The sequence below is a fragment of the Paenibacillus sp. JT31N11 genome (genome assembly GCF_056269285.1).
In genome coordinates this window covers 529141-551025 of the sequence record NZ_JBWDNQ010000003.1, presented here as the reverse complement: position 1 = coordinate 551025, position 21885 = coordinate 529141, and the positions used below count along the sequence as shown (strand labels likewise).

Here is a 21885-nt window from a genome sequence, read left to right as displayed (position 1 = left end):
TTATGACGGAACAACGCATCGGCATCATAGATTTGGGCTCCAATTCCATCCGGCTTGTCGTATACGAGCGGACGGCAGGAGGAGCGCACCGGGTTATTGACGGCAGCAAGCGGTCGGCGCGGCTCAGCGAGCAAATCGATGAGAATGGCGCACTGCCGGATTATGCGACGGATGAGCTGGTCGATACGATCAACCATTTCCGCCTGATTTGCGCGCATCACCGCACCGGCCACATCCGCGCGGTCGCAACAGCAGCTATCCGCAATGCGGCCAATCGGGAGCACATCCTCTTTCGCCTCGAGGCCGAGACCGGTCTGCCCGTTGAAATCATCACTGGCGTGCAGGAAGCCAGCTACGGCTTTCTCGGGATGATCAATTCCATGAATATCAATGACGGTTTTCTCATTGATATCGGGGGCGGCAGTACGGAAGTCTCCCTATTCAAGGACCGCACGCTGATGCAGGCAGTTTCTTTCCCATTTGGCTGCGTCAGCCTGACCAAGCGATTTACTCAAGGCGGACAGCTGCCGGATGACAGGCTGCAGGCTCTTGAGCATTTCATCGAGAAGGAAGTGCGCAGCGAGTCCTGGATCAGACATTCTCCTGGTCTTCCGCTTGTCGGCATAGGAGGCACCGTACGGGCTTTGGGCAAAGTGCATCAGGCGGTTACCCGCTACCCTTTCGAGAGCTTTCACAACTACTCCATGACCGATGAATCCACTGAGGATCTGTTCCATCTGCTTCGCGGGCAGCCGCTGGATAAACGCAACAAAATACCGGGCTTGTCGAAGGACCGCGTTGACATAATTGTACCAGGCATCACCATTTTGCGTACACTTTACAAGGTTATGGAGGCTTCCCATTATATAGTTTGCGGCTCCGGCTTGCGCGATGGATTGTTCTTCTCCACCCGCTTTCCCGAGCGCCCGAAGCTTGATGATGTACTCAGCTACAGTGTGAACAATCTCGCCGCTTTGCATCCGGAGGCGCCCAGGCAGCATATGGCGCAGGTAAACCGGACGGCCCTGCAGCTCTTTGATGCTATGCAGCGCAGACATTCGTTCCCGGAGCAGGCCCGTTCATGGCTGGATATAGCCTCCACTCTTTACAGAATCGGGGCAAGTATCGACTATTATGAGTATAACAAGCATACCTTTTATCTGATGGTTAATTCTCATATCAATGGCTTATCACACCGGGAAACGCTGCTTTGCGCAGCCATTGCCTCCTACAAAAGCCGTAACCGCGTGCGGCAGCAGGCAGCTGTCTATAAACCGTTGGTCTCTGATGAGGATATCGCAATCATCAGCATGCTTGGTTCTCTTCTGCAGCTGGCTATTGCGCTGGACCGCAGCGAAACCCAGGCTATTGGCCGGCTTGCAATTGAACAAGCAGACGGCAAGCTCCATCTCCGGGCGGTTATGGCAGAGGGCTCCCTCATCGTCGAACGCAAGGAAGTTGATGCGCTGGCGGTTGATTTCAGAAAGCTGTGGGGCTGCTATCCCGTTCTTTACCCGCCCGATTACCGGTAGGTTTTCCATTTCTTAATATTTATCGCTTTGAACTGGCTGCGCATTGGCGGCAATTCATTGTTGACACGGGCATAAGAACCGTTAGGCAGAAGCTCACGAGCCTTCATGTTGTCGTTCAGGTTGAGCTGTAGAATATTGAACAGATTCCGGCGTAAACGGGCATCAAATACCGGGCACATGAGCTCAATCCGGCGCGTCAGATTACGGGTCATCCAATCGGCGCTGGACAAATAAATCTCTTCTTCACCGCCGTTGTGGAAATAAACAATGCGGGAGTGTTCGAGAAACCGGTCTACGATGCTGATCACCCTGATGTTCTCGCTCAGACCCGGCACACCTGGACGAAGGCAGCACACGCCCCGTACAATTAATTCTATTTTCACCCCCGCCTGGGAAGCCTCATACAGTTTATCAATCATTTCCTGATTGGATAAGCTGTTCATTTTGGCAATAATTCTGGCAGGCTTGCCGGAAGCGGCATGCCCCTTCTCTCTCTCAATCAGGGTGAACAGCTTCTGCTTGAGATCTGTGGGAGCAACGCCGAAGGCCTTCCACTCATATGGCGAAGAATAACCGGTCACCTCGTTGAAAAGCGCCGATGCGTCTGCTCCGATTACCGGATGGGAAGTGAATAAACCGATATCGGTATACAATCTTGCTGTGTTTCCGTTATAGTTGCCTGTTCCCACATGGACATATCTCCGCAGCATCTGCTGCTCCCTGCGGACGACCAGCGTGATCTTGGCATGTGTTTTCAAGCCGACAAGACCATACACGACATGACAGCCCGCTTTTTCCAGCTGACGCGCCCAGGCGATATTCCGCTCCTCATCAAACCGCGCTTTCAGCTCAACCACCACCGTTACCTGCTTGCCTGCTTCCGCGGCCGCGGCTAGAGCTTGTACGAGGATTGATTGCCCGCTTACCCGGTACAACGTCATCTTGATAGCCAGCACATCCGGATCCTGCGCGGCTTCCGTCACAAAATCATCCACCGCTTCAAACGATTCATACGGGTGGTAAAGCAGAACATCCTCCTGGCGCAGCACGGAGAAGATATTGTCCGTTTCTTCGAATTCCTGCGGGTAAAGGGGCTCAATCTTCTCAAACCGCAGTGATTCGTAGCCGGGAAGCGAGCTTGCGAATTTCATCAAAAAGCTTAAATCAAGCGGACCATCGATCTCGATGATATTGTCGCCCTGCTCAAGCTCCTCTTTCAGCATTTGCAGCGCATAGGGATGCATGCCCTTGCCGAATTCAAGGCGAACCGGAAGCCCCCAGCGGCGGCGGCGTATTTCCTTTTCAATCTCTTCCAGCAAATCTTCCGCCCCTTCTTCATTGAGGGTCAAATCCGCATTCCGGGTCAACCGGAATGGATGGACGGCGATGGTTTTGTATCCATAGAACAGCGTGCTGATATGCCTTTCAATCAGCTCTTCCAGAAAAACAAATTCCTTTTTCTTGCTGTTCGTTCTGCAGGGAACCGGCACAAGCCGCTGTAAAATGGAAGGAACCTGGATAATGGCAAAGAATGGCTCTTCCTCGGGCGGCATTTCCTCTTGTCCCAGCAATACGGCCAAATAAAGCTCTCTTGTATGTAAAAGCGGGAAAGGCCTGCTCTGATCCACCGCCATTGGCGTCAGCACCGGAAACACAATTTCATGAAAATATTCATCCACGGCATGCAGCTGCATAGCGCTCAGCTCGTCCATCGTCCTGAACGTAATTCCTTCTTTATTCAGTCCCCGGATGACCTCGCGATAGGCTTTGTATTGATCGGTCACCATCTGCGAGGCACGCCGCATCAGTCGTTTCCACAATCCATCGGGCGTATAGCCGGTAAAATCCTTCTTGGTATAGCCGGCCTTGATCTGGTCCTGGATCCCAGCCACGCGAACACTCATAAATTCATCCAGATTGCTGGACATAATAGCGAGAAATTTTGCCCGCTCCAGCAATGGATTGTTGGAATCCTGAGCCTCCTCCAAAACGCGGCGGTTAAACTCAATCCAGCTCAGATCACGATTGACATACGGGGACATTGACTTGTTCATTGCAAGACTCCTCCTGTAGAAAAAGCACGGTTAACCCCATTATGTGGGAGTTCTATTACGTTCATGTTAAGGGATTGTTAATGACACGTAAAGTGAAGGCATTTTTTTACGTTTTTTTGGTAAACCTTCCATCCCAATGCTACAATATTCAAAAGGGTTGCCGGTCCACCTGCATGGAGCGTGAATTTCACCTGTGAGAAATTGAACCGGCTTCGCACGTTTTTTGATTCACAAAGGGAGGAACGTCCATGGATCGTGCGCTAGGAAGGCGGATTGGCCGCGGACTGTTTGTGGTCATCGGAATTGTTTTGCTTATCCTTGTCATAATTTATGTAACTCCGCTTGTTTATCCTTTCATTATCGGCTGGCTCCTTGCTTTTGCCATTAATCCGCTTGTTAATATGATGCACCGAAAACTGAAAATTCCCCGCTGGATTGGCGTCACCTTGTCGCTTTTTATCGTGGTGCTGGCCCTGGTAACGATCGTATCCGCGCTTGTTACGCGCATTGTTGTGGAAATCATTCATCTATCGAAATCACTGGACAGCACGATCGAATGGTGGCGTAATGAATTTGAACGCGTCGTCGCCTCAACGGAAATTCAGGATTTGATCGAAAAGCTGAATGCCTTCTACCAGAACAATCCTAATTATCAGGAGACCATCAACTCCCGCATATCCGAAACCGCCAATCTGCTCGCCAAAACCAGCTCCACCATTATCAGCACGATCCTCAACAGTATTGTGAACCTTATTTCGTCGCTTCCCAATGTGGCGACAATCACGGTTGTCGTGCTTCTTGCGGCTTTTTTTATTGGAAAAGACTGGTATCGTCATGTGAGCAAAATGTCCGGCTGGATTCCCGATGACATCCGCAAAACGACCTCTGTCGTTTGGAACGATCTGATCCGGGCCCTCTTCGGCTATCTGCGCGCCCAATTTATTATGATTTCCATTACCGCTGTCGTCGTTACCCTTGGCCTGCTTATTCTAAGAGTCGACTATGCCATTACCATTGGCATGCTGATCGGAATCGTCGATCTGCTTCCCTATCTTGGCGTTGGAGCAGCCATGGTGCCATGGATCGCCTACACGTTTATCTATGGCGATATTTCCCTCGGTATCGGACTGTCGGTCCTGTATGGCGTCATCCTCGTGGTCCGCTCATCCGTCGAGCCCAAAGTGCTGGCAAAAAGCGTCGGACTCGATCCGCTTCCCACGCTTATTGCCATGTTCGTTGGTCTTAAACTGTTCGGCATCGCGGGCTTGATCGCCGGTCCCGTGTCTCTTGTTATTCTGTCCACAATTCATCGTGCTAATGTTTTTCGGGATTTGTACCGGTTTGTTATGAGGAGGTAGTGCCCTCCCTAAATCACTCCGGAGGAGGGACTTAGGGAGGGCCTCCGGCCCTCTGGACACCCGGATTGGGAGCTTGCCCTCCCTATATCCCTCCGGAGGAGGGACTCCAAGGGCCTCCGGCCCTCTGGACACCCGGATTGGGAGCTTGCCCTCCCTATATCCCTCCGGAGGAGGGACTCCAAGGGCCTCCGGCCCTCTGGACACCCGGATTGAATAACGTTGGATCTGCACAGAAACGCTCTGTAGTCACTGCCTGCTTGGATCGTTTTCGTCCCTTGCGGGACACACTTGACTGTTGGCGCACCCCGGGATGCCTGGTGGACTTCGTCCCTAAGTAACGTGGGAGTCACAGAATCAGCCTTCAGGTGACTGCCTGCTAGGGGCCGACTCCTACCCTAAATCCCTCCGGAGGAGGGACCCCAGAGGGCCGCCGGCCCTCTGGACACTTGGATTGGATAAAGTTGGAGCTGCACAGAAACGCTCTGTAGTTACTGCCTGCTTGGATCGTTTTCGTCCCTTGCGGGACACACTTGACTGTTGGCGCACATTACTGCCTGCTTGGATCGTTTTTGTTTATTGAGATACTTTCTTTATTTTCTATGGATAGTTAATGCGCCGCCGCGGAGCTTGCGTTCCAGCCACCGGAGAATGGCCATGCGGTAGAATGGGCGGGTGAGCGGCAGCAGAAGCGTGATGCCTACAATATCTGTCAGGAAACCCGGAAGCAGAAGCAGCACTCCACCAATCAGAATACAAAGACCGTTTAACATCGCATGGCCCGGAGGCTGACCCGCCTGCATCTGACGCTGCACATCCACCAGCGCTTTGCGCCCTTCCATTCTGGACAAATATGCTCCCGCAAATCCCGTTATTATAATCAGCAGAAAAGTCAGCCACCCTCCAATCAAATGGCCCACTCTAATGATTCCCCATATTTCTATGGCCGGAATGATGATGATAGCAGCAATAATCCATTTTAACATTCTAATTCCCCTCTTCTTGATCAGTCCTGGCGCCGGATGCGGCAACAAGCAGCTTATAAAGCTCCGGGAAAGCCTTGTCGAGCCTTGAAGGCTTCATTTCCGCATTGACCCACACATGGCGTGTGCCGCCCCTTAGAAGCAGTTCTCCGGGCAGATCCGTCCCCCGCATGGTTTGCGGGACTGATGCATCCCCTTCCTTTCGGCGGACTTCTGAACGAAAGGATAGACGGACCGGTGAAAAGTTTTCAATGGTGGTACAGATCAGGACCAGGTCGTCATACCGTGCAGGCGCCACGTAACTGCATGTCAAATCCACTACCGGTAAAAGCATTCCCTGTTCTTCGATTTTTTTGTATGGATAACCGAAAAATCGGATCAGCTCGGTTCGTCCAATCTCCATCCATGTTACATAATTACTATGAAAAACAACGCCCATCTGATCGGTTTCCTGATATCTCACCCGAAGCGGATGCAAATGCCACAGCTTGTCCGGTCGGTTCTCTGTCAATGTAATCATGTAATCACAACCTTTTTTACGTTGTTGAACTACAAAAGGTAACAATTATCGAATGATCGCTGCAGGCCAAGCATAGGCCCATTTTAACCTTTCTTCCAGTTAAACAAAAGCGATGGTGCCTGCGCACCATCGCTTTTACTTTAAGTTCCTATTATATAACAGATTTTAAATTTACAGCACCTTCGCCTGACCGGAGTAGATAACGCCTACCTCGGCATAGACGGTTACTTCCATGCCATCATGCAGCGTCTCCAGAGCGTTATGGACACCAAGAATTACCGGAAGTCCAAGGTTGAGGGCCACGATGGCCGCATGGCTGGTTACGCCGCCTTGCTCGGTAATGACTGCTGCCGCTTTCTGGATGGCGGGCATATATTCCTTATCTGTCGAAACGGTGACCAGAATGGAGCCTTCTGTCGTTTTGGCGATCGCTTCCTGTGGTGTGCGCGCCGTAACGACTTTACCGGTTGCGCTCTGGCTGCCGATTCCTTGTCCTCTGGCCAGCAGCTCGCCAACCGTATGGATTTTGATCAGGTTCGTGGAACCGGAACGCCCTACCGGCACACCAGCTGTAATGACGACCGTATCGCCCAGCTTAACCAGCCCGGAATCGATTCCGCCGCGAACGGCGATATCGAACATGCCGTCAGTCGTTGTGGCGGGAGTCCCTTTGACAGGGATGATGCCCCAAGTGAGCGATAAGCGCCTCAGCACCTGCTCAATAGGCGTAACGGCAATAATCGGCGATTTTGGACGATATTTGGATACCATCCTTGCCGTATAGCCGCTCTCCGTCGAGGTGATGATCGCTTTGGCATTCAAGTCCAGCGCCGCATTGGCCACAGCCTGGCTGATCGCCTCTGTAACGGTTGTTTGCTGTGCATTGGCCTGTTTGGTGAACATTTCGCGATGATCCAGCGCCGATTCCGCACGAACGGCAATGCGGGCCATCGTTTGCACCGACTCTACCGGATATTTGCCTGCTGCCGTTTCACCCGAGAGCATGATCGCATCCGTTCCGTCAAAGATCGCGTTGGCCACATCGCTTGCTTCCGCGCGCGTCGGACGCGGATTGCGCTGCATCGAATCCAGCATTTGCGTAGCGGTAATAACCGGTTTGCCTGCGCGGTTGCATTTGAAAATCATATCTTTTTGAACGAGCGGCACTTCTTCAGCCGGAATCTCGACACCAAGGTCTCCACGCGCCACCATCAGGCCGTCGGATACTTCGAGGATCTCGTCCAGGTTGTCAACGCCCTGCTGATTTTCGATTTTGGAAATGATCTGAATATGGCTGGCATTATGGCGCTCCAGCAGCTCGCGAATCTCCAGCACATCGCTTGCTTTACGCACAAATGATGCCGCAATGAAGTCTACATTCTGTTCGATTCCAAAAATGATGTCATTGGCATCTTTCTCCGTTATGCCCGGCAATGAAATGTGAACGCCTGGAACATTGACACCTTTCTTGCTTTTGATGGAGCCGCTGTTGACAACCCGGCATTGAATCTCCGTGCCATGAACGCCTTCAACCGTCAATCCGATCAAACCGTCATCGATAAGTATTGTCGAGCCTATATGGACATCGGAAGGCAAGTCCGCATAGGTTACGGGAATACGATTGCGGTCGCCAAGAATCTCCTCGGTCGTCAGGGTGATGGTGTCATCCTGATTAAGCTCAATCGGTTCCTCTTTCAATTTGCCCAGCCGAATTTCCGGACCTTTCGTGTCCAGCAGAATCGCAACTGTAGCCCCAAGCTCCTGACAAGCCTGGCGGATATTTTTGATACGGTTTCCGTGCTCTTCAAAATCTCCATGGGAGAAATTAAGACGGGCTACGTTCATTCCTGCATTGATAAGCTTCTTGGTGTTTTCCAGTGATTCGCTGGAAGGGCCGATCGTACAAACGATTTTTGTTTTACGCATAAGTAAATTCCATCCTCCGTATAATCCATTTGCTTTATTTTAGAAATATCGGTATCTGACCACCGATGTTATACATAATTTACACATTTTTATTATTAAGCCCCTCAGATCTGGGCAGATTCCACCGTTTCAACCTTTGTTTCCAAGTCCGGTTCGGACGTACGCTCCTGATATTGCCCGATTCTGCGGAATTTCTCATAACGGTCATCTATCAGCTGCTCGGCAGTTAAGCTGCTAAGCTCCTGCAAATGCCGCGTAACCGCGTCTTTAATGAATTCGGACTGTGCATGCAGATCACGATGCGCCCCGCCCTGCGGCTCAGGGATGATCTCTTCCACAATGCCGAACCCGACCAGGTCATCGGCTGTGATCTTCATCACCGCTGCCGCTTCATCCGCTCTCGCCGCATCCTTCCAAAGAATGGATGCTGCGCCGTTAGGCGAGATGACGGAATAAATGGCATTCTCGAGCATCAGCACGCGATTGCCGACTCCCAGCGCCAGCGCTCCGCCGCTTCCGCCTTCACCAATCACGACACAAATGATCGGTACGCCGAACGTCGCCATCTCGCGCAGGTTGCGGGCAATCGCTTCGGATTGGCCGCGTTCCTCGGCGGTATTGCCGGGATAAGCGCCCTTCGTGTCAATGAAGGTTATGATCGGACGGCGGAATTTGTTGGCCTGCTGCATAAGGCGCAGCGCTTTGCGGAAGCCTTCGGGATGCGGACTGCCAAAGAAACGGGCAATGTTGTCCTTCGTATCCTTGCCGCGCTGGTGGCCGATAACTGTAACCGGTATGCCGCCCAGCTTGGCTAGCCCGCCGACAATAGCCAGATCGTCTGCAAACAGGCGGTCACCGTGAAGCTCCATAAAATCGGTGAAGATCGCCTGTATGTAATCAAGCGACGTCGGGCGCTGATGATGCCGGGCCAGATGCATTTTTTGTGCCGGAGTAAGCTCGCTGTAGAGATCCTCCTGAAGCTTGGTGCAGCGCTCCTCCAGACGGGAGATTTCCTCGCTGAAATCAATTCCCGAATCGATGCCGATTTTCTTCAGCTCATCAATCTTCTTGCGCAGCTCGCTCAGCGGCTTCTCAAACGGCAAATCAACCGCCATGGGTGTTCCCCCCTTTAACAGCATGCATATCAAGCAGCTTGCTCAGCGTCGATTTCATATCCTTGCGGTGCACGACTTTATCGAGCTGACCGTGCTGAAGGTTGAACTCCGCCGTCTGAAAATTATCAGGCAGCTTCTGACGAATGGTCTGCTCAATGACGACCCGGCCGGCAAATCCGACAAGCGCGCCGGGCTCGGCCAAATTGAAGTCGCCAAGCATGGCAAAGCTTGCAGACACCCCGCCTGTCGTGGGATCGGTCATAACGGAAATATAAAGACCGCCGTCTCCCTGGAATTTGGCCAATGCCGCACTTGTCTTGGCCATCTGCATCAAGCTCAATATGCTCTCCTGCATCCGGGCTCCGCTGGACGTGGAGAAAATGATAACAGGCAGCTTCTTCGCATGGGCTTGTTCGATCGCGCGGGTGATTTTCTCACCGACAACCGAACCCATACTGCCTGCGAAGAAATCAAAGCTCATACAGGCAACAACGACAGGGAACCCGCCAATCGTGCCTTCGCCGGTAACAACGGCATCCCGCAGGCCGGAGCTTTTCTTCTGCGCCTCAAGCTTGCTCGCGTAGCCGGGAAAGCCCAGCGGATCGACCGACTCCAGCTCGGTGTCAAATTCTGTCAGCTTGCCTTCATCCAGCGTGATCGCGATACGCTCCCAGGCGTTCAGGCGGAAATGATGGCCGCAGCTTTGGCATACTTTGAAATTCTTCTCGATTTCTTTATTGAACTGAATGTTTCCGCATTTAGGGCATTTGGACATCAGACCTTCGGGAATGTCCGGTTTGGTACGCTGCCCGCCAGATGGGATTGTTGCATATTTTCTTTTATGAAATAAGTCCTTGAACACAGATTACACCTCTTTGGGGGCGCAGTAGTTTATGTTATCGCTCACGAGTTCAAAATATTGTTTAACATTTCCTGCACTTCTTCCAGTTCTCCGGACGGGACCAAGATTTCGTATTGTTGTTTGGACACGTTAATCGGTCGGATCTTTACGAGAAACCCTTCCTGCGTCAGCCGGTTTTTGATGCTCTCCGCAATTTTTGCCGTAGGCGCGATATAGATAACCGTCCACATGAAGGAACCTCCTGAACTTGGGTAAGAAGAATATCTGGCAACGTTTTCCGGCGATGTCAGGTTTCTTCCCTCAAAAAATCATGGGTTAAGCAAATTTGCAAACTCGAAACCTATTCAATCCGTTAAATCCATCTTCGCCAAAACATGCACCTGCGCAATCCCTGCTCTATTATCCTGCTTCTATACGCTGGCCTAGCGCATCATTCACTTGGTAATACCACGTCACCTGGGCATATGATCTCATAATGATAGCATATGTTTAGTTTTCACCGCAACGGCGCTTCGGGGGAAGCTGTTCCCCCCGTGCCTCAATTCCTGTAAATTTCGTTGCGGTCATGGAATATCATACCGGTTGGCTTTGGTGTCCTGGTGGGCGATTCGGGCCGATGCGGCCGCGGCCAGGCCGGCGACAAGATCATCGAGAAACACATGAATGCCCTGGCCTTTCTCATTGAGCTTCTTGATAATTCCAGGCTTCACTTTGTCCAGATAGCCAAAGCTGGTCAACCCGATCATCCCGTAAACATTGGTAATGCCAAGAGCCAGCGTTTCGTCAACGCCATAGAGCGATTCATCCGCTTCCATAATGGCCTGCAGCGGCTCCGGCAGGAGACCGCGCTCTGCCAGCTCATCCAATGCAATGCCCGTAAACAGCACATACTGCACCTCGCGCTTGGACAACACCGTCTCCACGCTTTCTTCGCATTCCTGAATGGTCAGCTGCGGGTTGTACGGACTTTGCAGGGACAAGACAATTTCTGCAATGTCCATTGTGGATACGCCTCGTTTAAGCAGCCATTTTTCCATATCGGATGACATTGATGATCCCCCCGCGGTCAGCTTGTACGAAATGCAGCAACGGCCGCCTGGCCAGAACAGGCGTGTATTCCCTGCGTCGTCAAGCAGCTAAATAGGTGCTTCGCGCCACGGGCATTCATCATGCGTCGAGCAAACCAGCGAAGCTCCATGTCTCCTAAATGTATGCGGGCGGAAAATAACATGTGCATGAATTTCTTAAAGAAGATTGCAGCCCCATTTACTTCACGACCGCCGAGCCTCTGCCAAAAAGCGATTCAATTTGCGTGAGCAGCTGCGGAGAAGGCTTCACCCGGTAGGAGGCGCTCAAGGCAACCGTCTTCTGCTCGCGTTCATAGAACAGGACGGTTTCGAGCGGTCCCGAACTGCCCGCGAGCAGCGACTTGAGCCGCTCAAGCGCATCGGGCGCCTCGCGTCCCGACGCTATCTTGATATACACCCGCTGCTGCTTCTTCTCAGCAGCCTGCACTGCCGGACGCGCGACGGAACTGCCTGCCGATCCGCCTCTTGCAGAATCCGTCCGCGGTTCCCTGCCAGCGGATGCACCTGAAGGAGCTGTCGGCTTCGCCGAAGCAAAATTCATGGACGCCTTCGTCGTGTTCGCCGCGGGTGGCGTCTGGCCCCCCGCGGTTCTCGTCAAGGGTGCAGTGCGCGGCGCCGCATTGGAGCTGCCGCGGGATGACTTGGCGCGCCCCTGGCCCTCCAGCCGCTGGACCTGTCCGGCCAACTCTCCATCCGTATGGCCTTCAAGCGGAATCATATCCTCCACAATCAGCTTAAAATCATCATCCTGATGCTGGACGGTCGCCAGCATAATCACAAGGCCGCCCGGGCTGATTTGCTGGGCGTACCGCTTCCACGAGGTGGGGAAGACGACCGCTTCCACCCGCATAATCCGGTCCTCTATTTCCAAAAAAGCCATTGCCTGACCCTTGCGGGTTGTGAACGGCTTGACAGACACAATCATGCCCGCGATCAGGGCGCTTCCGCCTTCGGGGGCTTCCGCAAGCTCCACGAGCCGGTCAAGCGGAAGCGTCGACAGCTGCTGCTCATAATCGTCAAGGGGGTGTCCGGATAAATACAGTCCCAACAGCTCCCGCTCAAAAGCCAGCAGCTGACCGGTTGTAAACGGCTGTACCTGGGGCACTTCCACATCCCAGTTCTGGACCTCGTCAAAGCCGAACAGCTCGATCTGCAGCTCTTCCCGCTCCTTGCGCCATTTGAGCGCCGCCTCAACGGTCTCATCAAGAGCAGCTACAAGCTGCGCTCTATGGTCGGCAAGACTGTCGCAGGCTCCCGCCTGAATCAGAGATTCCAGCACCCGCTTGTTGACGACGCGAAGATCGACGCGTCGGCAAAGGTCGAGCAGGCTGTCGAAGGGACGGTCGGCACGCTCCTTCAGCAGCGATTCGATCGCCTGCGTTCCGACATTCTTGATCGCGGCAAGACCGAAGCGGATCGCTTGGCCCACCGGCGTGAAGCTGACATGGCTTTCATTGACATCGGGAGTGAGCACCTCGATCCCCATCCGACGGCTCTCATCGACGTATTCCGCCGTTTTCCGCAGATTTCCCGTTACGGAAGCCAGCATGGCCGCCATGAAAATGACCGGGTAGTTGGCTTTCAACCACGCGGTCTGAAAGGCCAGCACGCCATAGGCCGCCGCATGGGCGCGCGGAAATCCATAATCCGCGAAACGGACAATCATATCGTAGACAAGATTCGCTTCTTCAGCCGTATAGCGCTGCTTCAAGCTGCCTTCGACAAAATGCGCCCGCTGTTCGTCCAGCACCTCCCGCTTCTTCTTGGAAACAGCCCGCCGCAGCAGATCGGCTTCTCCAAGGGAAAAACCGGCCATGGATGAGGCAATTTGCATGATTTGCTCCTGATAGACAATAATGCCGTACGTATCGGCCAGTATCGGCTCCAAGTCCGGATGCGGATACTCCACCATAATCGCACCGTGCTTGCCTTGTATATATTTAGGGATAAATTCCATGGGTCCCGGGCGGTAAAGCGCCACAACGGATACAATATCTTCAAATTCCGTCGGTTTCAGATCACGCAGTACACGTCTGACGCCGGAGGACTCCAGTTGAAAGATGCCTGTTGTCTCGCCGCGCGTCAGCATCGCATAGGTAGCGGGATCGTTATCCGGAATAAATCGGAAATCCACCGTAATGCCATGCTGGAGCTTAACCCAATTCAGGGCGCGCTCGAGAATCGACAAGGTACGCAGGCCAAGAAAATCCATTTTCAACAGGCCGATAGCTTCCAGATGCTCCATCGAATACTGCGTCAGCGCCGCCTGCTCGCTTCCCGCCTGCAGCGGTACATAATGCGTCAGCGGCTCTCCCGATATCACGACCCCTGCCGCATGGGTGGAAGCATGGCGAGGCATGCCTTCGACCTTCATAGCCATCTGCAGCAGCGCCTCCGTCTTGGGCTGCCGCTCGCTGGCTTCCCGCAGCTCGGGGCTGATGCGGAGCGCTTCGGCGAGCGTTACGCCAAGCTGATGGGGAATCAGCTTCGCGGCGCGGTCCACCTCGGCGAACGGCACCGCCATCGCGCGTCCGACATCGCGGACCGCCGCCTTCGCGGCCATGGTACCGAAGGTAATAATTTGCGCAACATGATCTTCGCCATATTTCGCCGACACGTAGCCAATTACTTCATCACGGCGCTCATCATTGAAATCGATGTCGATGTCGGGCATTGAAATCCGCTCGGGATTGAGAAAACGCTCGAACAGCAGCTTGTATTTCAGCGGATCCACATCCGTAATCCGCAGGGTATAGGCAACCAGACTCCCCGCAGAAGAGCCGCGGCCAGGGCCTGTGCGGATGCCCTGCTCATGGGAAAAGCGGATAAAGTCCCATACGATAAGGAAATAATCGCTGAAGCCCATGCTGTCAATCACGGAGAGCTCATAGGCAAGACGATCTTCCGCCCGCTTCCGGTATTCGGGGTCGGTTTCCCACCGGGGCTGCGCATTATAACGCGTTTCCAGACCTTCCGAGCACAGCAGGGACAAGTACGAGGCCGAAGTCATCCCTTCCGGGATGGGACTGAAGGAAGGCAGAAGCGCCCGTCCGAATGTCAGCTCCAGCTTGCATTTATCGGCGATATCCAATGTCCGCGCAACTGCCCCTGGCGCCTGGCGGAACAGCGAATCCATCTCGTCGCCGCTCTTGAGGTACATCTGATTGGTCAGCATTTTCATCCGGTCGGTATCTTCCGTTGTCTTGCCGGTTCCGATGCAAATCAGCACATCCTGTACGGCTGCGTCCTCCGGAAGAATATAATGGACATCATTGGTCACAACCAGCGGAATGCCTGTTGTCTTCGACAAGGCGATCATTTCCTGAACCACTTTCTTCTGATCCAGCATGCCGTGATCCTGCAGCTCAAGATAAAAATCATCGCCGAATATATCCCGGTAGCGAAGCGCCGATTTCATCGCCTGCTCCGGCCGGTCATGGAGCAAATGCTGCGAGACCTCCCCGTTCAGACAGGAGCTCAGACAAACCAGCCCCTGCGAATATTTCGCCAGTGATTCCAGATCCACCCTCGGTTTATAATGAAATCCTTCCAGATGGGCGATCGATGTCAGCTTCATCAAATTGCGGTAGCCTGTTTCATTCTTCGCCAGCAGGATCAGATGGTAGGTCGGATTATCCTTGCGCGCACCTTTCTCAAAGCGCGAGCCTGTGGTCAGATAGACCTCGCAGCCGATAATGGGCTGAATTCCCTGCTCCCTGCAGGCTTTATAGAATGGAATGGCGCCGTACATGACCCCGTGATCGGTCAATGCCAGCGCCTTCATGCCGAGCTCTTTGGCCCGTCTAACCAGATCCCGAATCCGAGCCGCACCATCCAGAAGGCTGTATTCGCTATGAACGTGTAAATGTACAAAGTTCGTTTCGCCGCTCATCGCCATCTATTCCTTCCCGTTAGTCGATGCATCATTTTATATCATTTTATCATATTGAAGGCGTGCACGCCCATACAATGAAGTAGGGGGGACGAGCGTTCCTCCCGAATCCGCCAGAGGCAGGTGTAACGTCTACGATGAATCCTCTATTAGCGAAAGCCATCATAGATTTCTTTATCGCTTTCGGCGTTGTATTCGGCGGCTCGATGCTGGCGGGCATCGGGTCTGTCTTCGTCCTCATGCCGCCCGCCGCGATCATGCTGAAAACCGCCTCCCAGCTTAAAATATGGGCCCTGGTTGCTGCCGTTGGAGGCTCCATCGATCCGCTCCGTGTAATTGAGAGCAATTTTATGGAGGGCCATCTTTCACCGGTCGTCCAGCAAATCGCTTTTATTATGTGCGGTTTTCTCGGCGCTCACCTGGGAACCGAGCTTATCAGATGGATGTGCAGAGGGGCGGTCTAAGGCATGAGAGTCCCCCCATTCGAGCGTTATGCCAGATTCTCGCAGGGGGCTGCCCTGCTTGTTGTCGGAGCGATTATCGGAGCGGCCGTATATCAATCGATTTTTTTTGCGAGCTTCAATTCGCTGAAGAATGTAACGATGGAGATGGAAGATAAGCTGCAGCAATACGAGGATGATATTAAAAGACTCAATCAATTCAAGGACCAGCATACCGTTATCAAAAGCATTCAGCCCGTTCTCGAGGAAGCGAGGGAAAAGCCGGTTTCCCCTCCGCTGGATGAATTAACGAAAAACGAACTGAAAAAACGGATCAAGGAGGATCTTAGCGTCTTGATCGGACGAAGCATCTATGATATTGACTCCGATGCCAAGCTGGCCCGCCTGCTGCTCGAAAGCAAGGTATATATGGATGTCCACGGAAGCAATTTTCGGGTTGGGATCAAAACCATGCTCGTTGTCGATAATGTGCTGCGGGTTTGGTTCGTGCCCGTGAAGCTCACACCCGGATAGAATTTCATATGCCCGGAACTTTGTTAAAACTCTTCATCAAATCCGTGGGCTCGCACATTTCGCAAGCACTGTTTGCTTATGATACAATGGTGCTACTATTCTATCGTTTTTAAAAGGAGCTGCTTAAACCCGTTATGGTTGCTACCCTGCATTGGCTGTTGCTTGCTTTGATTGTATTAACCTCCGTGCTTTCCGTCACCTTCAGCTTCAAATCACGCCGGTCAGCCGACCCGCGGACAAGAGGGATGAACGCCGCACGCACCAATATCTGCATGGGGATCATGCTCGTACTGATTGCCTTATTCTTCATGCTGGCTTACAGCGGCTCCACGATCAAGGTGGTGTTCGGCGCGCTGTTTATCGTGCTCGGGCTGTTCAATCTGTTTGCCGGTCTGCGCAATCACAGCGTCTACCGCTCGATGAAGTCCTGACGGATTGAACGGCTTCAACTTAAAAAAGTCCATTCAGTACGGATCAATCAGCTGTACCGTTAGCATAGCCTTTGCGGCCAGACCGCCCGGATCATCCACTTCCACTTCAAGCTTGGCGCTTTTACGGCTTAATTCCAGCAAGCGGGGAACGATCACAACCTCGCTCTCAAGCTGAACCGGACGGACAAAATAGCTCGTCATACTCTCGATCACATGATCATGCTTGCCAAGCTCGCGGATAAGACTGCGGGCCGCCTGCGTCATGAGCGTGACGAGCACGCCTTCAGAAATGGTTCCAAGCGACCCCGACATCTGCGGAGTAATTCTCCCCTTGCAGCTCCAGTCCCCTCCCGGCCCCTTCAGCAGCTTCTCGAAACCGGCGCCGATCAGATCGTCAAAGGTATCTCCAGACTCCTGCTGTTTCCCGGTGTACCTCATGGCCTCCAGCACCTCGCTGCGGCTGATCGCGGCCAGCAGCTTGCGATTCTTGTCGACTATCGGCAGCAGATCAATGCTCTCCGCCGCCATCGTATGCGCTGCGGATGCGATCGGGATATTCGGCGCGGCCGTTATCGGGCTGCGCGACATCAGCTTGTCCACCAATTGCGTATCCATGGCCCCCTCTGCATCTTTAGCCGTCATCATGCCCACTACGCGACCGCGTTCATCCAGTACGGGAAAACGGGAGCCTCTTGTCCGTTTGGACAGGCGGTAGAAATCCGCAGCCGTTTCGCCAAGGCGCATCGTCACGACCGGCCTGCTGTAGGTGACGATATCCTCGACCAGCATGACTTTCTGCCGGATAAGCCGGTCAAACATCGCCCGATTGATCATGGACGCGACAGTGAACGTATCATGCTTGGAAGAAATGATGGGCAATCCGAGCTTGTTGGCCAGCTGGGTGACTTCGTCGCTGGTGCCGAAGCCGCCCGTGATCAGAACGCCGGCGCCCTGCTCCAGCGCAATCCTGTGGGCTCCTTCCCGATTGCCGACGATCAGCAGGCTGCCTGTATCGATATAACGGATCATGGCAGCCAGCTCCATCGCCCCGATGACCAGCTTATGCAGCGTTTTATCAAGTCCCGCCGCGCCTCCGAACAGCTCGCCTTCCACAATCTCCGCGACTTCGCCAAAGGTGATCCTGTTCTGCGCGCCTCTTTTTTTACGCTCAATCCGAACCGTTCCGATTCTCTCTTTAGTATTGACCAGACCCAGCGTCTCCGCTTCCTTGATCGCTTTGTAGGCTGTACCTTCACTGACAAACAGATCATCCGCCATCCTGCGCACGGACAGCTTGGTACCTACTTTCAATTGTTCAATATAGTGCATAAGCCGCTCATGCTTCGTCGGCGTGTCCTGCCCTTTTTCCCCGGAAGTCACCTGTGCTGCCCCCTCTCCGGTGCTAATATAATAATAGATGTTTCCATTTTAACAAAAAAGCTAGTAAAGTAGAGCATGGATAATCTGCAACTACAGGCAAGGCGAGTCCTGCAGCATGCTGTCACCATCTGATTTATGTAGCGAAGGAGTCTTTCTTATGCCGGTATCTTGGGAACCTATATTGTCCATGCTTGAACAGCTGATTGCCCTTACGATTCCCCAGGCTTTCTTTTATACGTGGTTCGGCTTCATGTGGCTTGGCATCATTCCCAGGAACGTTGTGAGACGGCTGCTGCTCTTCAGCATACTGAGCTCGGTATATATCGATGCCGCCTATTATATTCTGCCGAAGTGGGCCAATTTAATTAATACCTCCATTGGTTTTTATTTCTGGTTCTCACTCTTCTACAAGGAAATCAAGACGCGCTCCAAAATCTTGATGCTGGTGATGTTTAATATTGTTGCTTTTTTGCACCAGCTCGTTCTGGTTTGGGTTTCCAGCTACTTTGGCGGTATGGACAGCGTTACCGACAGCTCGTTCGGTTTTATGGTGATGTTCTTCGGCCCTTCCTTTGTCATCCTTGCCCTATTGACAGTTTTGATGCAGAAGAAGCAGATTCACCCGGGCAAGCATCTGCTGCCTTTTCTCATTCACGCCCGGTCCAAGCCTTTTTTAAGTCTGATTGTGCTGTTTATGGTAGAGACATGTTTATTCGGTCTGGTCTTCTTTCCTCCTCTGATGGAAAAAGGAGACATCAAGCAGCATCAAATCTGGGCCTTCCTGGCCTTCCTTGTTTTTTTCGCCATTAATTTTGTGTTGATCCGGCTCTTCGCACGTATCCGGAAAGAAGCCATTCATACGACACAGGAAGCTTACATCGGCGATCTCATCCAAATGTTCACCTCCATCCGCGGCCAGCGACATGATTTCATCAATCATGTCCAGGTCATGTACGCCATGCTGTCGATGAAGAAATATGACCAGCTGCGAAGCTATATGGAAGACATGGTCAAGGAAATCCAGTCTATGACTCTGGCTACCAATGACCTGCCTTCACCGGCGCTGGCCGCGCTCATTCAAGCCAAGATGACGATTGCACAGAGCAATCACATTCAATTTTCCTATCAGATTCCCGAAACCCCCTTGACCTTCCGTGCTGTTTCCAGCATTGATTTTGTACGAATTATCGGAAATCTGGTCGATAATGCCTTTGATGAAGTAATGAAGCTGCCGGAAACCGAGCGTGAAGTTATCCTGGAGCTGTTTACCAATGATCAGCAGCTATATATAACGGTAACCAACCGCAAGCATACCTTGTCGGAGGAAGAGATGAAGCGGATACTGGAGCCGGGCTACACAACAAAAAAAGGAAACCACTCCGGCCTTGGCCTGTCCATTGTCATGGAACGCTGCTCTCATTATAAGGGGAAACTTTCGGTGGAATCGGATCTTGAGCGCGGCGTTGTTTTCACGATCAAGCTGCCGCTTCATAATGTGCGCGCCAGTTGATTTCCACAAGGAAGCCCCGGGAATGACACGTTAACCAAAAACATTGAATGCCAGCCTATATGCAAATAAAGCCCGAAATCGGCTTCAATCACCGGCATCGGGCTTTATTGCTGCTTCTATTCCATGATTTCGCGAAGCGATTCTGTAACGATCCTGGTCACATCGTCGAACACAATGCTGAATTGTCTTTCCGCATCAAAGGCGCGCTGCAGCAGCGGGTTTTGCGTAACCACTTCATACAGCTTATCCATCATTTCCACATCTGCGGGCGAAGGCTGTTCACCGGCCGCCATTTTTTGCTGCAATCCTGCCTGCTTCTCGCGAAAATCGTCCATCATCCGCTTGGCATCGGGATTGCTCCGCGCTTCCTTCAGTGCAGCATGCAATTCCTTGGCTTCTTCGCTATCTTTCAACGCCCGTGTAAGCTCATGCGCTTGGTCATATACATTCATGTTACATAACGCCTCCTTCAATATGATTGCTCTTGACAGCATGTTATTGAAACATATCCCTATATCCTATATACCCCGGTACAGGAAGTCAAGTCCCGCCCCTTATCCGGCGCGGATACCAGGAGTCGGCTGCCGCCCAAATATTGGATCTCTGTCCGTCAGAGAGGCTGCCTGCCCCCATTCTCATATGCAATCCGCCTGTACCCGCAGGAATCCGGCAATCTTCCTGTGATGTCCGGGCTGTCGTTCATCACTGATCTTACGTATGCCAGTTGTCCATTTTCCCTCAAAAGCCAAGCCGCCGCTGGAAATCTGTTCATGAAGGCTAATCACCAAGGTATAGATGTCCTCATATGATGAATTAATTCGTGCAAAACATCCAAAAACCACTAGCCGCATTCCATCATCCTCCAGCTTGGAAGGAGATCCGCGATGCTGAAATCGAAAGTCGCCGTTCAGGTGATCAGCTCAGGCATCTTGCCGGATGATGCAATCATGCTGGGCGAGACTTATTTGAAACAGTGGAAAATTCCGCATGTCCAGCCGGTTATGCTCAAATTTGGCGCTTTCCGCCAGCCGGTCAAAGTCGTTTCTGTCGAACGGTTTGACGGTATGCGAATTGGGCAAAATCTGGCCAGACGCATGGGAATTCTCGCCAGTACGTCCCTGCGGATTCAATACCGCAGCGAAACCTCTACGCTATCGCTGGGGCCGCTCATCGGCGTACTGATTAGCCGCGACGATCCCACAGCGAGAGACCGGCCATTCGGCTCGATTACATTGTTCTGCAAGGAGCTCGTCGACGCATGCGCCGTTCAAGGTGCCCATGTTTACTTCTTTACCCCAAATCACATTGTCGACAATTCCAGCACCGTCGAGGGCTGGGTCTATGCAGGAGGCTGGAGGAAAATCACCGTTCCCGCTCCGGATGTGGTCAACAATCGGCTTACATCCCGTAAGCTTGAGAACAAATCCAGCGTGCAGCAATTTTTGAGGGAAGTTAAATCCCGCCACAACACGGCTATTTTCAATGAGAAGTTTCTCGATAAGTCGGAGGTTTTTGAAGCGCTGCAGAAGGATACCGCGCTGATCAAATATTTGCCGGAGTCGCATGTTTTGCGCAGTCAAAAAATGCTTGTGGCGATGTGCTCAAAGTATTCCACCGTATTTCTGAAGCCGGTGCGCGGAAGTCTGGGCAAGGGCATTATCCGCATATCCCGTCTCGATAAAGATTCGTACCAGGCGCTATATGCAACGGTAGGCGGCACGCGCAGACAGCATTTTGCCAGCCTGCTCAAGCTGTTCAGCTCCATCTCCGGCAAAATGAAGACGGTCCGTTATCAAATCCAGCAGGGATTAAATCTCATTCAAATTGGCGGAAGACCCGTTGATTTTCGTGCTCTCGTCCAGAAGAATGAAACCGGCAAATGGACCATTACCTCCATTGTCGCCCGGACCGCGGGTACGAATCACTTCGTCTCCAATCTGGCGCGGGGCGGTACCCTCAGCACAGCCAGAGAAGCGGTCTCCAAGTCGAATTTAACCGGAACCCAGGCACAGGACGCTCCCGCGCGCCTTCAGCGGGCCGCTCTGGAAATTGCCAAAGGAATCGATACCCACATCCCCGCCCACTTCGGCGAGCTGGGTATAGATTTGGCACTAGATTCGAGCGGACGCGTATGGCTGATAGAGGTCAACTCCAAACCGTCAAAAAATGATAATACACCTTTGCCTGACCAGAAAATCCGCCCCTCCGTACGCAATATGATCAGATATGCCAGACATTTAGCCGAATTTTAAAGCAAAGGGGG

18 protein-coding genes are annotated in these 21885 nt (G+C 52.6%); 7 read left to right on the top strand and 11 right to left on the bottom strand.

Annotation, left to right across the window (positions count from 1 at the left end; genetic code table 11):
- Positions 1 to 2: 2 nt before the first annotated feature.
- Entirely contained in the window at positions 3 to 1532 is a 1530-nt protein-coding gene (locus tag AC0YNV_RS15085; RefSeq protein WP_475768782.1) for a Ppx/GppA phosphatase family protein, read from the top strand.
- Here AC0YNV_RS15085 and ppk1 read toward each other — a convergent pair.
- The gene (gene ppk1, locus AC0YNV_RS15080; protein WP_475768781.1) at positions 1523 to 3586 is read right to left on the bottom strand and encodes a polyphosphate kinase 1; all 2064 of its coding nucleotides are present in this window, start codon (positions 3584 to 3586) and stop codon (positions 1523 to 1525) included. The genes AC0YNV_RS15085 and ppk1 overlap by 10 nt on opposite strands.
- A 248-nt stretch (positions 3587 to 3834) precedes the next feature.
- Here ppk1 and ytvI point away from each other — a divergent pair, with 248 nt between their 5' ends.
- On the top strand, positions 3835 to 4944 hold the full coding sequence (gene ytvI, locus AC0YNV_RS15075) for a sporulation integral membrane protein YtvI (protein WP_475768780.1): 1110 nt from the start codon (positions 3835 to 3837) through the stop codon (positions 4942 to 4944).
- A gap of 590 nt (positions 4945 to 5534) precedes the next feature.
- Here the strand turns inward: ytvI and AC0YNV_RS15070 are convergent.
- The 8 genes from AC0YNV_RS15070 to AC0YNV_RS15035 form a co-directional block, all read right to left on the bottom strand.
- Positions 5535 to 5927 (bottom strand): FxsA family protein, encoded by a 393-nt coding sequence (locus AC0YNV_RS15070; RefSeq protein ID WP_210038533.1) that lies wholly within the window; start codon positions 5925 to 5927, stop codon positions 5535 to 5537.
- A gap of 1 nt (position 5928) precedes the next feature.
- On the bottom strand, positions 5929 to 6444 hold the full coding sequence (locus AC0YNV_RS15065) for an acyl-CoA thioesterase (RefSeq protein WP_475768779.1): 516 nt from the start codon (positions 6442 to 6444) through the stop codon (positions 5929 to 5931).
- A 171-nt stretch (positions 6445 to 6615) separates the two neighbouring features.
- Positions 6616 to 8370, bottom strand: coding sequence for a pyruvate kinase (gene pyk, locus AC0YNV_RS15060; protein ID WP_210038531.1), 1755 nt, complete (start codon positions 8368 to 8370; stop codon positions 6616 to 6618).
- Positions 8371 to 8474: 104 nt separating this feature from the next.
- Positions 8475 to 9485, bottom strand: coding sequence for an acetyl-CoA carboxylase carboxyltransferase subunit alpha (locus AC0YNV_RS15055; protein ID WP_475768778.1), 1011 nt, complete (start codon positions 9483 to 9485; stop codon positions 8475 to 8477).
- Positions 9475 to 10347 carry an acetyl-CoA carboxylase, carboxyltransferase subunit beta gene (accD, locus tag AC0YNV_RS15050; protein ID WP_475768777.1) on the bottom strand — a complete coding sequence of 291 codons (873 nt, stop codon included), beginning with the start codon at positions 10345 to 10347 and terminating at the stop codon, positions 9475 to 9477. Before accD ends, AC0YNV_RS15055 begins: the two co-directional genes overlap by 11 nt.
- Before the next feature lie 41 nt (positions 10348 to 10388).
- Entirely contained in the window at positions 10389 to 10577 is a 189-nt protein-coding gene (locus AC0YNV_RS15045) for a glutamate decarboxylase (RefSeq protein WP_188993185.1), read from the bottom strand.
- A gap of 333 nt (positions 10578 to 10910) precedes the next feature.
- Positions 10911 to 11396 carry a phosphatidylglycerophosphatase A family protein gene (locus tag AC0YNV_RS15040; protein ID WP_475768776.1) on the bottom strand — a complete coding sequence of 162 codons (486 nt, stop codon included), beginning with the start codon at positions 11394 to 11396 and terminating at the stop codon, positions 10911 to 10913.
- A 217-nt stretch (positions 11397 to 11613) separates the two neighbouring features.
- On the bottom strand, positions 11614 to 15327 hold the full coding sequence (locus AC0YNV_RS15035) for a DNA polymerase III subunit alpha (RefSeq protein ID WP_475768775.1): 3714 nt from the start codon (positions 15325 to 15327) through the stop codon (positions 11614 to 11616).
- A 137-nt stretch (positions 15328 to 15464) separates the two neighbouring features.
- Between AC0YNV_RS15035 and AC0YNV_RS15030 the strand changes: the two genes are divergently transcribed.
- From AC0YNV_RS15030 to AC0YNV_RS15020, 3 genes are all read left to right on the top strand, one after another.
- Positions 15465 to 15791, top strand: a complete 327-nt coding sequence (locus tag AC0YNV_RS15030; RefSeq protein WP_475768774.1) for a YtrH family sporulation protein — start codon at positions 15465 to 15467, stop codon at positions 15789 to 15791.
- Between the two features lie 3 nt (positions 15792 to 15794).
- Entirely contained in the window at positions 15795 to 16301 is a 507-nt protein-coding gene (locus AC0YNV_RS15025; RefSeq protein WP_475768773.1) for a sporulation membrane protein YtrI, read from the top strand.
- 134 nt (positions 16302 to 16435) lie between these two features.
- A complete protein-coding gene (locus AC0YNV_RS15020) occupies positions 16436 to 16732 on the top strand; it encodes a YtpI family protein (protein ID WP_210038524.1) in 297 nt (98 codons plus the stop codon).
- 33 nt (positions 16733 to 16765) lie between these two features.
- Here AC0YNV_RS15020 and AC0YNV_RS15015 read toward each other — a convergent pair whose 3' ends face one another.
- Positions 16766 to 18061 (bottom strand): DRTGG domain-containing protein, encoded by a 1296-nt coding sequence (locus AC0YNV_RS15015; RefSeq protein ID WP_475768937.1) that lies wholly within the window; start codon positions 18059 to 18061, stop codon positions 16766 to 16768.
- A gap of 208 nt (positions 18062 to 18269) precedes the next feature.
- Here AC0YNV_RS15015 and AC0YNV_RS15010 point away from each other — a divergent pair, with 208 nt between their 5' ends.
- Complete coding sequence (locus AC0YNV_RS15010) at positions 18270 to 19622, top strand: sensor histidine kinase (protein ID WP_475768772.1); 1353 nt, start codon at positions 18270 to 18272, stop codon at positions 19620 to 19622.
- A gap of 116 nt (positions 19623 to 19738) precedes the next feature.
- Here the strand turns inward: AC0YNV_RS15010 and AC0YNV_RS15005 are convergent, their stop codons facing one another.
- On the bottom strand, positions 19739 to 20074 hold the full coding sequence (locus tag AC0YNV_RS15005; protein ID WP_210038522.1) for a YlbF family regulator: 336 nt from the start codon (positions 20072 to 20074) through the stop codon (positions 19739 to 19741).
- Between the two features lie 432 nt (positions 20075 to 20506).
- Between AC0YNV_RS15005 and AC0YNV_RS15000 the strand changes: the two genes are divergently transcribed.
- The gene (locus tag AC0YNV_RS15000; protein WP_475768771.1) at positions 20507 to 21874 is read left to right on the top strand and encodes a YheC/YheD family endospore coat-associated protein; all 1368 of its coding nucleotides are present in this window, start codon (positions 20507 to 20509) and stop codon (positions 21872 to 21874) included.
- The last annotated feature ends 11 nt before the right edge of the window (positions 21875 to 21885 follow it).

Excerpts from the sequence above, each read along its gene's own strand:
- AC0YNV_RS15085 (WP_475768782.1), top strand. The coding sequence starts at position 3 with ATGACGGAACAACGCATCGGCATCATAGATTTGGGCTCCAATTCCATC.
- AC0YNV_RS15005 (WP_210038522.1), bottom strand. The coding sequence starts at position 20,074 with ATGAATGTATATGACCAAGCGCATGAGCTTACACGGGCGTTGAAAGAT.
- AC0YNV_RS15055 (WP_475768778.1), bottom strand. The coding sequence starts at position 9,485 with ATGGCGGTTGATTTGCCGTTTGAGAAGCCGCTGAGCGAGCTGCGCAAG.
- AC0YNV_RS15070 (WP_210038533.1), bottom strand. The coding sequence starts at position 5,927 with ATGTTAAAATGGATTATTGCTGCTATCATCATCATTCCGGCCATAGAA.
- AC0YNV_RS15000 (WP_475768771.1), top strand. The coding sequence starts at position 20,507 with ATGCTGAAATCGAAAGTCGCCGTTCAGGTGATCAGCTCAGGCATCTTG.
- AC0YNV_RS15040 (WP_475768776.1), bottom strand. The coding sequence starts at position 11,396 with ATGTCATCCGATATGGAAAAATGGCTGCTTAAACGAGGCGTATCCACA.
- ppk1 (WP_475768781.1), bottom strand. The coding sequence starts at position 3,586 with ATGAACAAGTCAATGTCCCCGTATGTCAATCGTGATCTGAGCTGGATT.
- AC0YNV_RS15010 (WP_475768772.1), top strand. The coding sequence starts at position 18,270 with ATGCCGGTATCTTGGGAACCTATATTGTCCATGCTTGAACAGCTGATT.
- AC0YNV_RS15045 (WP_188993185.1), bottom strand. The coding sequence starts at position 10,577 with ATGTGGACGGTTATCTATATCGCGCCTACGGCAAAAATTGCGGAGAGC.
- AC0YNV_RS15065 (WP_475768779.1), bottom strand. The coding sequence starts at position 6,444 with ATGATTACATTGACAGAGAACCGACCGGACAAGCTGTGGCATTTGCAT.
- AC0YNV_RS15020 (WP_210038524.1), top strand. The coding sequence starts at position 16,436 with ATGGTTGCTACCCTGCATTGGCTGTTGCTTGCTTTGATTGTATTAACC.
- pyk (WP_210038531.1), bottom strand. The coding sequence starts at position 8,370 with ATGCGTAAAACAAAAATCGTTTGTACGATCGGCCCTTCCAGCGAATCA.
- ytvI (WP_475768780.1), top strand. The coding sequence starts at position 3,835 with ATGGATCGTGCGCTAGGAAGGCGGATTGGCCGCGGACTGTTTGTGGTC.
- AC0YNV_RS15025 (WP_475768773.1), top strand. The coding sequence starts at position 15,795 with ATGAGAGTCCCCCCATTCGAGCGTTATGCCAGATTCTCGCAGGGGGCT.
- AC0YNV_RS15015 (WP_475768937.1), bottom strand. The coding sequence starts at position 18,061 with ATGCACTATATTGAACAATTGAAAGTAGGTACCAAGCTGTCCGTGCGC.
- AC0YNV_RS15030 (WP_475768774.1), top strand. The coding sequence starts at position 15,465 with ATGAATCCTCTATTAGCGAAAGCCATCATAGATTTCTTTATCGCTTTC.
- AC0YNV_RS15035 (WP_475768775.1), bottom strand. The coding sequence starts at position 15,327 with ATGAGCGGCGAAACGAACTTTGTACATTTACACGTTCATAGCGAATAC.